General features: G+C 58.5%; 12 protein-coding genes. 9 read left to right on the top strand and 3 right to left on the bottom strand.

The features are described 5' to 3' along the window. Positions 1-107 precede the first annotated feature (107 nt). From nuoI to FHS18_RS12750, 6 genes are read left to right on the top strand one after another with little or no spacing between them, the layout of a single operon-like run. Positions 108-563 carry an NADH-quinone oxidoreductase subunit NuoI gene (gene nuoI / locus FHS18_RS12775; protein WP_183600458.1) on the top strand — a complete coding sequence of 152 codons (456 nt, stop codon included), beginning with the start codon at positions 108-110 and terminating at the stop codon, positions 561-563. 2 nt (positions 564-565) lie between these two features. Then, the gene (locus tag FHS18_RS12770; RefSeq protein WP_183600457.1) at positions 566-1,081 is read left to right on the top strand and encodes an NADH-quinone oxidoreductase subunit J; all 516 of its coding nucleotides are present in this window, start codon (positions 566-568) and stop codon (positions 1,079-1,081) included. Position 1,082: 1 nt separating this feature from the next. After that, entirely contained in the window at positions 1,083-1,385 is a 303-nt protein-coding gene (gene nuoK, locus FHS18_RS12765) for an NADH-quinone oxidoreductase subunit NuoK (protein WP_183600456.1), read from the top strand. A gap of 3 nt (positions 1,386-1,388) precedes the next feature. Next, entirely contained in the window at positions 1,389-3,269 is a 1,881-nt protein-coding gene (gene nuoL / locus FHS18_RS12760; protein WP_183600455.1) for an NADH-quinone oxidoreductase subunit L, read from the top strand. Next, positions 3,266-4,891 carry a complex I subunit 4 family protein gene (locus tag FHS18_RS12755; RefSeq protein ID WP_183600454.1) on the top strand — a complete coding sequence of 542 codons (1,626 nt, stop codon included), beginning with the start codon at positions 3,266-3,268 and terminating at the stop codon, positions 4,889-4,891. Before nuoL ends, FHS18_RS12755 begins: the two co-directional genes overlap by 4 nt. Next, positions 4,888-6,459, top strand: coding sequence for an NADH-quinone oxidoreductase subunit N (locus FHS18_RS12750; RefSeq protein ID WP_183600453.1), 1,572 nt, complete (start codon positions 4,888-4,890; stop codon positions 6,457-6,459). Before FHS18_RS12755 ends, FHS18_RS12750 begins: the two co-directional genes overlap by 4 nt. 87 nt (positions 6,460-6,546) lie before the next feature. On the opposite strand, the gene rfbD is transcribed toward FHS18_RS12750, so the two are convergent. Next, positions 6,547-7,389: a dTDP-4-dehydrorhamnose reductase gene (rfbD, locus tag FHS18_RS12745; protein WP_183600452.1), complete on the bottom strand. Its 843-nt coding sequence runs from the start codon at positions 7,387-7,389 to the stop codon at positions 6,547-6,549. 128 nt (positions 7,390-7,517) lie between these two features. Next, positions 7,518-8,084 carry a dTDP-4-dehydrorhamnose 3,5-epimerase gene (gene rfbC / locus FHS18_RS12740; protein ID WP_183600451.1) on the bottom strand — a complete coding sequence of 189 codons (567 nt, stop codon included), beginning with the start codon at positions 8,082-8,084 and terminating at the stop codon, positions 7,518-7,520. 567 nt (positions 8,085-8,651) lie between these two features. Between rfbC and FHS18_RS12735 the strand changes: the two genes are divergently transcribed. The 3 genes from FHS18_RS12735 to murA all read left to right on the top strand — a co-directional run bounded on the left by FHS18_RS12735 (position 8,652) and on the right by murA (position 13,145). Continuing rightward, a complete protein-coding gene (locus tag FHS18_RS12735) occupies positions 8,652-11,072 on the top strand; it encodes a S8 family peptidase (RefSeq protein ID WP_183600450.1) in 2,421 nt (806 codons plus the stop codon). Positions 11,073-11,236: 164 nt separating this feature from the next. Next, complete coding sequence (locus FHS18_RS12730) at positions 11,237-11,488, top strand: DUF1146 domain-containing protein (protein WP_183600449.1); 252 nt, start codon at positions 11,237-11,239, stop codon at positions 11,486-11,488. Positions 11,489-11,702: 214 nt separating this feature from the next. Next, positions 11,703-13,145: a UDP-N-acetylglucosamine 1-carboxyvinyltransferase gene (gene murA / locus FHS18_RS12725; protein ID WP_183600448.1), complete on the top strand. Its 1,443-nt coding sequence runs from the start codon at positions 11,703-11,705 to the stop codon at positions 13,143-13,145. Between the two features lie 129 nt (positions 13,146-13,274). Here murA and FHS18_RS12720 read toward each other — a convergent pair whose 3' ends face one another. Then, positions 13,275-13,691, bottom strand: a complete 417-nt coding sequence (locus tag FHS18_RS12720) for a VanZ family protein (RefSeq protein ID WP_183600447.1) — start codon at positions 13,689-13,691, stop codon at positions 13,275-13,277. Positions 13,692-13,823: the final 132 nt, after the last annotated feature.

Genomic DNA, 13,823 nt, shown 5'->3' with positions numbered 1-13,823 from the left:
GGCCATGGCGCGTCAACACAAATGGCAGGCATTGGCAACCAACGGAGAACGCGCGCAGGCAAGCAGCAGCTTCATGAGGCGATTATGGATTCCAGGAGGGTGAAGGAATGAAAGGTCTCTTCAAAGGACTTGGCGTCACGTTCAAAGCGATGACCGAGAAAAAGGTTACCACTTCCTACCCTGACGAGCCGATTGTCATGCCGGACCGATTCCGGGGGATTCAGCATTTTATCCCGGAACTGTGCATCGTCTGCAACCAGTGCGCGCGCATCTGCCCGACCGATTGCATTACGCTGACCGGCAAGCTGAATCCCGACCCGGAGAAGAAGGGCAAAGTGATCGACACGTTCGATATTAACTTCGAAATCTGTATCCTGTGCGATCTGTGTACGGAGGTATGTCCGACGGAAGCGATCGTGATGACGAATCATTTTGAGTTGGCGGCTTATAGCAGGGACGATCTGTTCAAGGACCGCGAGTGGCTGCATAACAACAATACGAAAGTACGCGAGGACAACAATAATATTGGAGCGCCTCAAGGTGGCAAAGGGGGCGCGAAGTAGGCATGTGGAATGTGGAGCTGACAGGGGAGTTCATCGCTTTCTTCGTCTTCGCGGTCATGATCATTACCGGAGCGGTGATGATGCTGAGTCTGACGCAGGTGGTGCATATGGTGCTGTCGCTGCTGGCGGCCTTCATCGGCATGGCGGGGATGTTCGTGCTGCTGCAAGCCGAATTCCTCGCCTTCGTCCAGGTGCTGATCTATGCCGGCGCGGTCACGATCCTGATGATCTTCGGCATCATGATGACCAACCATCAGGGCGAGGGAGCGGAATTCCCGCGCGCGTGGCATGAAGGCCTGGCAGCGGTCGGAGCGCTCGCGCTGTTCGGCCTGCTGTTCTATGCGATTCGCCAGGCGGATTTCTCGCAGGTGACCGCCTATGCACCCGCCGAAGACAATACGCTTGCTATCGGCAAGCTGCTGTTCACGGGCTATGTCGTGCCGTTCGAGCTGGTCTCGGTGCTGCTGACGGTCGCTTTTATCGGGGCTATCGTGTTGGCCAAGAAGGAGGCGGACTAACATGTTGGCATCTTATCTGACCATGGCCGCCATTTTATTCTGTATCGGACTGTACGGCGCGTTAACCAAACGCAATGCGGTGATCGTCCTGCTGTCGATCGAGCTGATGCTCAATGCCGCGAATTTGAATTTGGTCGCCTTCTCGAAGTACGGCCTCGCCCCTTCGCTTAAAGGCCAAATTTTCTCGCTGTTCTCCATTACGGTGGGAGCAGCCGAGGCGGCGGTCGGCATCGCGGTGCTGATCGCGCTGTTCCGGGCGCGGGGGTCCGTGAACGTGGACGACTACGACGAGATGAGGAGGTAGGGCATGAATACGATTTTTACCCAATACGCATGGCTCGTGCCGCTATTTCCGCTCGCCGCCTTCGTCCTCCTCACTGCGTTCGGCCGCGGTTTCCGGGGGCCGGGGATCGTGATCGGGACGCTCGGCTCGCTCGCCTCGTTCCTGCTCGCGCTGCTTATCCTATTCGAACGGATCGGCGCGGAAGCCGAGGATTACCGGGATGGCTTCACGTGGCTGGATGTCGGACAGATGCAAGTGACGATCGGGTACGAGGTGACGAATCTATCCACGCTGATGCTGGTCATCGTGACGCTGGTAGGGTTCTTGGTGCATGTATATTCGATGGGCTACATGAAGAATGATGAACGCATTACGGTCTTTTACAGCTATCTTTCGTTATTTACTTTCTCTATGCTCGGCCTGGTGCTCGCGGATAATCTGCTGGCGCTCTATATCTTCTGGGAGCTGGTCGGCGTTTGTTCGTTCCTGTTGATCGGCTTCTGGTTCACGAGGCCGGAAGCGAGGGCCGCGGCGAAAAAGGCGTTCATCGTGACGCGGATCGGCGATGCCGGACTGTTCTTGGGCATCGTGCTGCTCTACTGGCAGATGCCGAATCACGCGCTCGATTTCGCGAGCATCCAGAACGTATTCGAAGGGCAGCCCGGCGCCATTGCGGCTGGGATGACCACGCTGATCGCGCTGCTTATTTTTCTCGGGGCGGTCGGCAAATCCGGCCAGTTCCCGCTGCATGTCTGGCTGCCGGACGCGATGGAAGGACCTACACCCGTCAGTGCGCTGATCCATGCCGCAACAATGGTCGCCGCAGGCGTCTACTTGGTCGCCCGTACGTTCGATATCTTCGAGGCTTCGCAGGCGGCGATGGATACGGTCGCTTATATCGGCGCCTTCACGGCGATCTTCGCGGCGACGATTGCGACGGTACAGAATGACATCAAGCGGATTCTCGCTTACTCGACGGTCAGTCAGCTCGGCTATATGATGCTGGGACTAGGGCTGGGCTCGTTAACCGGCGGGATTTTCCACCTGATGACGCATGCGTTCTTCAAGGCGATGCTCTTCCTGGCTGCGGGCAACGTCATTCATGCGCTGCATGTCCAGAACGTGCAGGAGATGGGAGGTTTGCGGTCCCGGATGAGAGTGACGGCCGTCGTCTTCGGCGTTGGCGTGCTGGCGATATCGGGCATACCGCCGTTATCCGGCTTCTGGTCGAAAGATGCGATCTTGCATACGGCGCTGCAGGAGAACACGGCTTTGTTCGTCGTCGGCCTCGCGGCTGCGTTCTTGACGGCCTTCTATATGGCGCGGTTGTTCTTCCTGGTCTTCTGGGGCAAGCCGAGGAGCGAAGCCGCGGTGAACGCGCAGGAACAGCCGTGGGTCATGACGGTCCCGCTGATCATTCTCGCCATTCCCGCCGTGCTTGCAGGGGGAATTGAGACGCCATGGAACAACAATCTGGGGAAATGGCTGTCCGGCGGCGAAGGCGCATTCCATACCGGCGGAGGGCTCGTCATGGTCGTCTCCGCCGCAGTAGGCGCCCTCGGAATCTATGTAAGCTGGCTCGTGTTCGCCAAAGGCACGATTGCCAAGGATACCGTGTCGGCCCGGTTGCCATGGCTCATCCGTTTGCTCGAGAAGAGCTTTTATCTGGATGGGCTCTACAAAATCGTGGTGGTACGCGGCTTGCAGCTGCTCGGCCTGCTGCTCATGGCGATCGATAAGATCGTCATCGCTGGCGCCGTGCGTCTCGTCGGCAGCACGGCCGTGTTATTGGGCCGGGGCGGCACCCGTCTCCAGAACGGCCAAGTGCAGACGTATGGCGTCATTACGCTGCTCGGCCTCGTGTTGCTGCTTATCGTCATCGTCGGAAGGAGGCTGTGGTCATGATCGCGGATATTCCGATTCTGTCGATGATTGTGTTCTCTCCGCTGCTGGGTCTGCTGGCGGTCGCGCTGCTGCCGAAGTCTTACGCGCATTACGCCAAGTGGATCGCGTTCGGTGCCACGTTAATTCCGCTGGGGCTTACGTTATGGCTCTACGCGGCTTACGATGCCGGAACCGGCGGGACCAAGTACGCGGAGCTGGCTACCTGGGTGAATGCATCACTCAATAAGGAGTTCCTCGGGGATGTGGCCTCGTATACGTTCAAGCTGCAGTATCAGCTGGGCGTCGACGGGCTGTCGCTGCCGCTCTTGCTGCTGACCACGGTGGTGGCCTCGATGGCCGCGCTCGCTTCCGTCCATATCAAGAAGCGCCGCAAATCGTTCTATCTATGGTTTCTCGTGCTCGAGGTAGGCATGCTCGGCGTGTTCCTGGCGCGGGATTTGATCTTGTTCTTTATGTTCTTCGAATTGACGCTTATTCCGATGTTCTTCTTGATCGGCATCTGGGGGTTCTTCGGCCGCGAAAAAGCGGCGAGCCGTTTCCTGATCTACAACGGCTTAGGCTCCGCGATCATGCTGGTCGCCTTCCTGCTCTTGGTCGTCACGGCCGGCTTTCAGGTCGAACAGACCGGGCAGCAGGCGGTCCAACTATCCTACAGCGGGAGTTACGACGTGCTGCTGCGTAATTTTGCCGATCCGAATGCCTACGTCAATCTTGTGCCGGATGCGGTGCAGGGCGGTACGCCGTTCTACATGTCCGAGTCGATGCGATGGACCGTGTTCCTGCTGCTCTTGGCGGCCTTCGGCATTAAGCTGCCGGTCTTCCCGTTTCATACGTGGATGCTGAAGGTGCACGTGGAAGCTCCGCCTTCGATCGTCATGGTGCATTCCGGCGTGCTGCTGAAGATGGGGGCTTACGGCTTGCTGCGGTTCGGGATCTTCCTATTCCCCGCGCAGGTCGAATCGTTCTCGTTCGTGCTCGCGCTGCTCGGCGTGATCAACCTGCTGTACGGAGCGATACTCGCTTTTGTGCAAAAAGATTTCAAGCTCGTCCTGGCCTACTCCTCGATCAGCCATATGGGGATCGTGTTGCTCGGGCTGGCGTCGCTGAACGGAATCGGCCTTAACGGCGCGGTCATTCAGCTTGTCTCGCACGGCTTGATCTCGGCGCTGTTGTTCCTCGTCGTCGGCAGCCTGCAGGAGCGGGCAGGGACGACCGACCTGCAGGAGCTCGGCGGCTTTGCACGGAGCATGCCGTTCATGAGCGGAATTTTGCTCGCTGCGGGTCTTGCCTCGATCGGACTGCCGGGATTGTCGGGCTTCGTCGGCGAGCTGCTGGCTCTGCTCGGACTGTACGATACGCAGCCGGCGCTTACCGCCGTTGCCGTCCTGGGGATTATCCTCTCGGCTGCCTATATGCTGCGAAGCGTTCTGGCGATCACGTTCGGCCAGGTCCAGGAGCGATTCACGACCTTCCGCGATGCGCGGCTAGTCGAAGCGGTGCCGATGATCGTGCTGCTGGCGCTCATCGTGCTGATCGGCGTCTATCCGGCGGTCCTTACTTCGCCGCTCAAGCATAGTTTCGATTTCCTGCTCGGGCAGCTGTCAGGAGGTGGCGATTCATGAGTCCGGATACCGTATCGAACGAGTTGGCCCCGCTATCGTGGGCGGATGCGGCATACTTCGCGCCGGAATGGATTCTGTTGGCCTTTTTCATCCTGCTCGCCGTTCTCGATCTGTTCCTTGCGCGCAGCACAAGCCGTGCGGTTATCGGTTACCTGACCTTAACGGGTCTCGTCGCTTCCATGGGTGCCGTGCTCTGGCGCCTGATCGACAGGGATCAGGCGGGGAGCGGGGAGGGCGAACCTGTGGCAGACGTCATTCGTTTGCTCGCGGACAGCTATCGGATCGATGACTTTGCAAGCATGCTGAAGCTGGTGTTCCTGGCCGCGGCCGCGCTGATCGTATTGATGAGCCTGGGGACGGTGAAGCAGGAGGAGGTGCCGAACCGCGGCGAATTCTACTATCTGCTGCTGCCGGCGGTCGTCGGCGCGATGATGATGGCCTCTGCGGGCGACCTCATTACGCTGTACGTGGGGCTGGAGCTGCTGAGCGTGACGACGTATGTGCTGGTGGGCTTACGGAAGCGGGAGGTCAAGTCGGCGGAAGCGGCGTTTAAGTACGTCGTGACCGGCGGTATCGCCTCCGCGTTCATTCTGTTCGGCATGTCCTACTTGTACGGCTTGACGGGAGCGACGAATTTCGGGGCGATCGCGCAAGCGTTCCAATCGCAGCAGGCGATTGCGGCGCCCGAGCTGCTCTATGCCGGATTGTTCCTCCTGCTGGGGGGCTTCGGCGTCAAAATAGCGGCTGCTCCGTTCCATGCCTGGGCACCGGACGTGTATCAAGGCGCGCCGACGCCGATCACCGCATTCCTGGCGGTCGTGGCCAAAGGGGCCTCGCTTGCCGCGATGTTCCGTCTCGTCTTCAGCATCGGGTTCTTCGCCTCTGCGCCGGGATGGCCGATCGCCGATGATATCTTCCTCCTGCTGCTTGTACTGGCCGCCGCGGCGATGATCGTCGGGACGACGGCGGCGCTGGTGCAGCGCAATATGAAGCGGCTGCTCGCCCTGTCAGGCGTTGCGAACGCCGGCTACTTGCTTATCCCGATCGGGCTGTCGCTGCAGGATATGCATGCTTCGAATACAGGCGAATTCGGCTTTTACCTGATCGCCTACATGTTAATGAACATCGGGGCATTCGCGGTCGTTTCGCTCGTCGAGCGGTCGCGCGGCGAGGAGCTGCTCGGCGGCTTCGCCGGCATGTATCACCGGGCGCCATGGACCGCGATTGCAATGCTGATCTTCTTGCTCTCGCTCGCAGGTCTGCCGGTGACGGGCGGCTTCTTCGGGAAGCTGTTCATTCTGCTCGGGGCTGCGCAGAGCGGGGCGTACTGGATTCTGGCCGTCATGGTCGCCAGCAGCGTCATCTCGTACTACTTCTACTTCGCGATTGCGAGGCAAATGTTCATGCGGAGCCTCGGCGACGACACGCCGATCCCGGTTCCGGTCACGACGGGCATCGTCATTTGGATCTGTGCGGCACTAACGCTGGTGTTAGGCATTGTGCCGACGCCGCTATTGAGCTGGATGAACGAGCACATCTCGATCGTGACGGATCTGTTGGTACGTTAGGCAAAAGAAACAAGGATCGCTGCGCGATCACATGAAAGAGCCGCCTTCTCGTCATGAAGATGAGAGAGGGCGGCTTTTCTGCGTGAGTTAGCTTTCCTCTTCCTGCAGCATGCGGATGAGCGCATCTCGCCAAGAAGGCAGATCGGTGAAGCCGTTCGCGCGGATGGCGTCATGGCCAAGCACGGAATAAGCGGGCCGTTGCGCCTTGCTGGCGAATTCCGCTGACGAGCAAGGCGATAATTGCGCCGCAAGACCGCTCTCCTCGAAGATCGCTTCGGCGAAGGCGTACCAGGAGCAAGTGCCGCTGTTCGTCGCATGGTAGATGCCGTAACGGTCGGACTGTACTAGCTCCAGCAGGAAGCGTGCAAGGTCATGCGTGTACGTAGGTGAGCCCACCTGATCATCGACTACCCTTAGCGGCTTGCCCTCGCGCGCGAGCCTGAGCATCGTTTTGACGAAATTGGGCCCGTAACGACCGAATACCCAAGAGGTGCGGACGATGTAATAGCGATCGAGCAGGCTTGCGACCTCCGCTTCTCCGGCCTGTTTGGATTGGCCATAGACCGTCTGCGGATTCACGGCATCGCTTTCTTGATAAGGGCGGGTGCCTTGACCGTCAAAAACGTAGTCGGTGCTGACGTAGCACAATTTGGCCCCCGTTTCTTGCGCGGCGAGGGCGAGATTGCGGGTACCGAGGTGATTGACGGCGAACGCTTGGCTCGGTTCGTCCTCCGCCCGGTCGACCGCGGTGTAGGCCGCGCAATGAATCACGCCGTCTGGCTTGATCTGCTTAAGCGCCTCCCGGCATTGGGCCGGATCGGTAATATCCAGCGCTGTACGCGCCAAGCCGATCAGCTCATGCCGGCTATCCTGGAAGCGCACGAGCTCGGTGCCGAGCTGGCCGCCTGCTCCGGTGACGAGTATTCTCATCTCTAGCTTCCTTCCCCGTTCAACTATTAGTAGCAAGCAGTTCGATAGAGCGATAGAGGCCGTCTCTCATTCGTTTGCGGCATAGGCATCACGCCCCTAGTGCACGCCTCTAGTGCAAAAAGGGCAGTCTATCGTTCATCCTCCTGATAGACGAAGTCCAACTCGGCATCTGAGAGGGAGGGATAGATTTGATCCTTCGCCGATAGCGTCGGGTTCGTCACCGGCCAGTCGATCGACAGAGCCGGATCGTTCCAGGCGATGCCCCGTTCGTGGGTGGGCGAGTACACCTCGTCAACCTTGTACAGCACCTCGGTGTTCGCTTCCAAGGTGCAGAAGCCATGCGCGAAACCGACCGGCACCAGCAGCTGACGTTTGTTAGCGGCGGACAGCACGAAGCTTTCCCATTGCCCGAACGTGGGAGAACCGCTGCGCAGATCGACCACGACATCGAGAATGCTGCCTGCAACGACGCGGACAAGCTTCGTCTGCGCCTTCGGATGAAGCTGATAGTGCAGTCCGCGGAGGACACCTGCTTCGGCAGACAGGGAATGATTGTCCTGCACGAAGGTAGCCGCGATGCCATTGCGCGCATATTCCGCTGCGTTATAACTCTCCATGAAGAATCCGCGGTGATCTTCAAACACCGTAGGTTCGATCCATTTGACTCCAGCCAATCGTGCGGGTTGAACTTTCATTGGACTCGCATGCCTCCCTATAGATCGATGCTCTAATGACTTTTCGTTATATATATGCCGGTCACCGCCAAAGAGCGAATCGGGGGTAATTTTCTTCCCCCACGCGGCCGGTCGATGCTCCAATCTAGGGGAGATATATATTCCACGGACAGCATGCTTATGCAGGAAAACGAAGTCGGGCATAGGCGGATCCCGTTGCTCATGATCCGTCGCAAGCACATTTCATGCCCTCAGAATGCTATGCCCATAAAATATCCGATCGTGCTGCAACATTCCCCGCTAGCCGTTACGTTACATACGCAAGAAGACTTTTTATTACGGCGGTGTAGCAGCCGGGGAAAGTGTGTAATAGAACCTAAGGTGAACGGCGTGAGGCGCTTCACCGAAGGCGAGCTATACCGAAAATTAAAACTAACCCGCTCTCCTGCCGCATACATATCGGGTGACGGTGTTAGCTCACGTAGGTCGTTCGTCCTCTTTATCCGGGCGGAAGGCAGGAGGACAAGGAAAAGAGGACTTCCGGCGCGAAAAGTTTCATATGAACAAAATGCGGGTTAAAGGCTGAATATGATGAAGCACATGGGCACGAACCAGACCGATCAAACGAACCACCGCCGCGCCGCGAACCGGCGCGCGGCGCTCTACCGCGCTGCGCGGCTGCTGCTTAGCGCCGCACTCGCCGCGCTGCTGCTGCTCGGCGGCGCCGATCCGGCGGGCTACGCCCCCGCCGGCGATCGCGCCGCCCGCGCCGCGGAGGAGCCGAGTACCTGGCTCCTCAAATGGCGCGATGGCGCGCAGGCTTCGCCGCTGCCCGCCACGCGCACGCTCCACCGCCAGACGCACCCGGCGGTGGTCGATACGGTCCGCCCGGCAGACCCCGGGGCGGACACGGCGGAATGGCTCGCGCGGCTAAGCGCCATTCCGGGCGTCGAGTACGTGCAGCCGAACCAGGCGGTCGGGCTGCTCGCGGCGGCCGGTAGCGCCTCCGGCTCCGGTAAGGTCGGCGCCAAGCAGCGCTACTTGGAGCAGATCGGCGCGCCGGAGGCGTGGAAGATCGCGAGGGATCAGACGAAACTGATCATCGCGCTCATCGATACGGGCGTCGATCTGGACCATCCCGACCTGAAGGGAAGCCTCGTCAAAGGGATCAACCTGATCGACGAGGCGAAGCCGCCGGAGGACGATAACGGCCACGGTACCAATGTGGCTGGCATTCTCGCCGGTCATGGCAGCCCGGAAAGAGGCAACGTGACGGGGATTATCCGATCGGCGCGCATTATGCCGATTAAAGCGCTTGACAAACAAGGGTATGGCGACGAAGAGCGGCTCGGCAAGGCGATCATGTACGCCGTGTCGCATGGCGCGCGCATCGTCGTGTTGTCCGTCGGCCTGTACAGGTACTCGCCGTATCTGGCGGACATCGCGGTATATGCCGAGAAGATGGGCGTGCTGCTCGTCGCGGCGAGCGGCAACGACGGGCTGGCGCTCGGATCGCTGGCGGAAGTCAAATACCCGGCCGCGTTCCCGACCGTGCTTGCCGTAGGCGGCGCGACGGCATCGAGCAAACCGGAGCCGCGCTCCAATCCCGGACCGGAGGTGGATGTGGTTGCGCCGTGGCGCGTCTTCACGACAGCCCGCGGCGGCGGCTACGAGGAAGAGCAAGGCACCTCGATGGCCGCGCCTCAGGCGGCAGCGGCAGCGGCGCTCATCTGGGCCGTTCATCCGACGCTGGCGCCGTATCAGGTGCGGGAGCTGCTGAGGCAGAGCGCGCAGGATATCGGGACGGCTGGCGTGGACGACGCGACCGGCTACGGGCTGCTCCGCATTGACCGCTCATTGAAGCAGCCGCTCAAGCCGGATGCATACGAGCCGAACAATACCCGGGCGCAATCGCGGCGGTTCCCGCTCGGCAGCGCAATCGCAGGGGAGCTCGCCGGCGGCGCGGATCGCGATTGGTTCAAGATCAGCGTGCCGTATGACGGCGAGCTGACGCTTACGTTCCAATCGAAGGCCAAAGGCAGCGCCATGCCGCAAGTCCAGCTGGTGCAGTACTCGAGCGCGCTTGCGCGAAGCACCAAAGGGACGAAGCTTGGCAATCAGACCGTGACATGGAAGGTCAAGAAGGGGATCAACTACATCGAGGTTGGATTTTACAACAGCCAAGTGGAGCTTGACCTGCCTTATCTATTAACAACCGGCTTCCGCCATACCGCCGACGCTTATGAAGTGAACGACAAGCCGTATCAGGCTTATACGCTCGCATCGCGCACGCAGACGATCACCGGCAATTTTCATGCCGCTGGGGATCGGGATTGGTTCATCCTCCATGTCGAGACGGGCGGCGTCCTTTCGCTTACGCTGTCGACGGATTCGGTCCGCATTGACCCGGCGCTCGGAATCGGCAGGCGGGGCGAGATACTGCGCGAGATCGATATCGGCGGCGAAGGAGAGGCCGAAGTCGTCCAGCAGATGGTGGTCACCCCGGGCAGCTACTATATCCGGGTCCATGATGCGATGTCCGCGCAAGCGAGTCCGACTGCCGCCCAATATGTGCTGAAGATGGAATACCGGCAAAAATATAAGGACCCGAATGAGCCGAATAATAAATCCTATGAGGCGACCGTAATTAAACCGGGTCTCTCTTATACGGGCGTAATCGGCGCAAGCGGAGATAACGACTGGTATCAGCTGCGGCTGACCGCGGAGAGCCTGGTGAATCTAACGCTAGCCCAAATCCCGCAAGGGGTTCAGATGAAGCTGGAATTGGTTGATCGGCGGCAGGAGCCCATACTTGCGCTGCAGTCCCGTTCCGGCCAGATGAGCGTCCAAGGCGAGCAGGTGCTGGAAGCGGGGATCTACTATGTCCGAATAACGGCGTCGGCTCCGTTCGACCGCCAGTATTATCTTTTTACCTTGAAGACGGAGCCTGTGGAAGTGGATACTTCGATGGAACGTTCGGATGGGTCTTTGGAAGTGTCCGAAAGCTAGTGTTATCGCAATATAGGTCTATTGTCTCACAGCTCTCGCAAGTGTTCATCAGATCGCTATATATTACAAAACCTTTGTTGTAGCGCATGGCCCATAGTTCTGTTTATAATGAAATGATGAGCGGCGCGAGAGCCGCATGAAGCTATGAAGAAAGGCAGCTGCATATGGATTGGGAACAGTACGCCGCACACGCCGGCATGCAAGGTCTCATGTATATCATTGTGGATCTGGTATGCATTACGATTGCCTGGTTCGTCGTACAGGAGATCCGGCTGGATGCCTTTATGAAGCGGCCTAGGGCGGTTTACACGAAGGTGCTTCAGATTATGGTCGCTGTCATTCTCGGCCACCAATTCGCTCGGTTTATTCTGGATTATTGGCAATGGTCGAACCTGCTACAGGGACTTGTCGAATAACAACCTCGAAACATGCTAACAATGGGTAATATATGACGGACCGAAAGCGAAAACACCTTGCGAATCTTATTAACTGCCGTAATTCGACAGTCAGAAATTTACGCTTGTCGACTCGTGTAGAGCGGTGATAAGATGGAGAATGTGATGCCGGAGACCGGTGCCATATATTTCACGATTAGGTAAAGAAAAACTGCGCGCGGAGGGAAACCTAAAGATGAGCAAAATAATCGTCCGCGGCGGCCAGAGACTCGTCGGCAACGTTAAAGTCAGCGGAGCAAAAAACGCTGTATTACCGATACTCGCGGCCACGTTACTTGCACAAGAGGGAGAAAGCGTCATCGCTGACGTTCCTTTTCTAGACGATGTGAACACCATTCAACAAGTGCTTGGCGCGCTCGGCGCAAGCCTATCATACGAGAACGAAACGATGCGCATCTCCGCGCAGCAGTTGTCGTCATATGAAGCCCCTTACAATTTGGTTCGCAAAATGCGTGCCTCCTTCCTCGTGATGGGTCCGCTCCTAGCTCGTATGGGTTGCGCACGAATTTCGCTCCCAGGCGGATGCGCGATCGGGACTCGTCCGATCGATCAGCATCTGAAGGGCTTCGAAGCGATGGGCGCGGAGATCATGCTCGGCCACGGCTTCATTGAAGCTCGTACGAGCGGCAGATTGAAGGGCGCGAAGATTTATCTGGACGTCGCCAGTGTAGGCGCAACCGAGAACATTATGATGGCTGCCGTGCTGGCTCAAGGCACGACGACGATCGAGAACGCGGCGAAGGAGCCGGAGATCGTCGACCTCGCGAACTATCTGAATGCGATGGGCGCAGTCGTTCGCGGCGCAGGAACAGGCGTTATTCGGATCGAAGGCGTCGATAAGCTGGTTGGCGTTCACCATACGGTAATTCCGGACCGCGTTGAGGCGGGTACTTACATGATTGCAGCTGCCATTACCGGCGGCGATGTCCATGTCGAAGGCGCGATCGCCGATCACTTGGCGCCGGTCATCTCCAAGATGGAGGAGATGGGCGTCGAGATTACGGAGACGGAGACCGGCCTGCGCGTACGCGCAACCAAGCCGCTCAAAGGCGTCGACGTGAAGACGCTGCCTTATCCGGGCTTCCCGACCGACATGCAGTCTCAGATGATGGCGCTGCTTATGGCGTCGGAAGGCACGAGCGTCGTAACCGAGACGGTATTCGAGAACCGCTTCATGCATGTTGAGGAATTCAGCAAGATGAGCGGCCAGATCAAGGTAGAAGGCCGTACGGCGATTATTAGCGGCGGCGTGCCGCTCGTAGGCGCCAAAGTATGTGCAACAGACCTTCGCGCAGGCGCTGCGCTGATCTGCGCGGCATTGATTGCCGATGGAGATACGGAAGTAACCGGCATCCATCATGTGGACCGCGGTTACGTGGACATCACAGGCAAGCTGTCGAGTCTCGGAGCGATTATCGAGCGTCATGAGGCGGTTGAGCAGGCTAGCAGCGACAAGGTTCATGTCCTGGCAACGGGCGTAGAAGCTGCTGTCAGTGCAGCGGTAGGTCAACCGGAAGCGGTTATCGCCGCAGCATCGCTCGAGCCTAGCATCGAGAAGCCGAAGCGTGAGAAGGAAGTCGCTCGTCTGAAGCCACAGCCGACATGGGCGGTAACCTAATAGAAAGACCAAGAGCAAGCGATCTTAAGTTTAAGATCGCTTGCTCTTTTTTTGCGCCGTTTTTTGTACATGCTAAGCGTAGATAACATACCTAGAACCACGGATTCCCGTTTCATCTGATCATGCCCGCTAAGGCCGCATACGGCGCCGGTTGAGGCGTAACCGGCATAGGCCGTACGCGAGGAAGATGCCGGCCGAATCAATGACGACATCGAACAGCCGTCCGTCGCGGCTGAAGAACAGCTGCAGGATTTCGGTCAACAGCGCATACAGCACGGCATAGATCAGCCCCTTCGGCTGTCGCCCGTTGCGGGTCATGAGCAGGGAGAGAATGAAGAAACCGGTGAAATGGCCGATTTTTTGAATAATGAACGTATCGCTGCGCGGGATGATGTCCAGCTTGAACAGTTCGGACCACCGCGGTGAGCTAAGTTGAAAATCAATGGTGAAGTGATGGATGAGCAAGCTTGCGCTTACCGTGCACGTACCGACGAACAGAACGGCACACCAGAGCACGATGGCAGCATATCGCCAAATGAGAACCACAACCTTTAACTAATATCGATCCGATGCACGGTTTAACGGTTCGCGAACGGCAGGACGCTTCTTCATTGAAGCAAGCATGCGCCTAGGCGCTTCCTTATCTATGAATTGTTGACAGATTCGCCGCGCTCCTAT

The sequence above is a fragment of the Paenibacillus phyllosphaerae genome, assembly GCF_014192105.1.
In the GTDB taxonomy this organism is placed as follows: domain Bacteria; phylum Bacillota; class Bacilli; order Paenibacillales; family Paenibacillaceae; genus Paenibacillus_Z; species Paenibacillus_Z phyllosphaerae.
The sequence above is the reverse complement of the archived record's forward strand: the minus strand, read 5'-3'. Positions and strand labels throughout refer to the sequence as shown.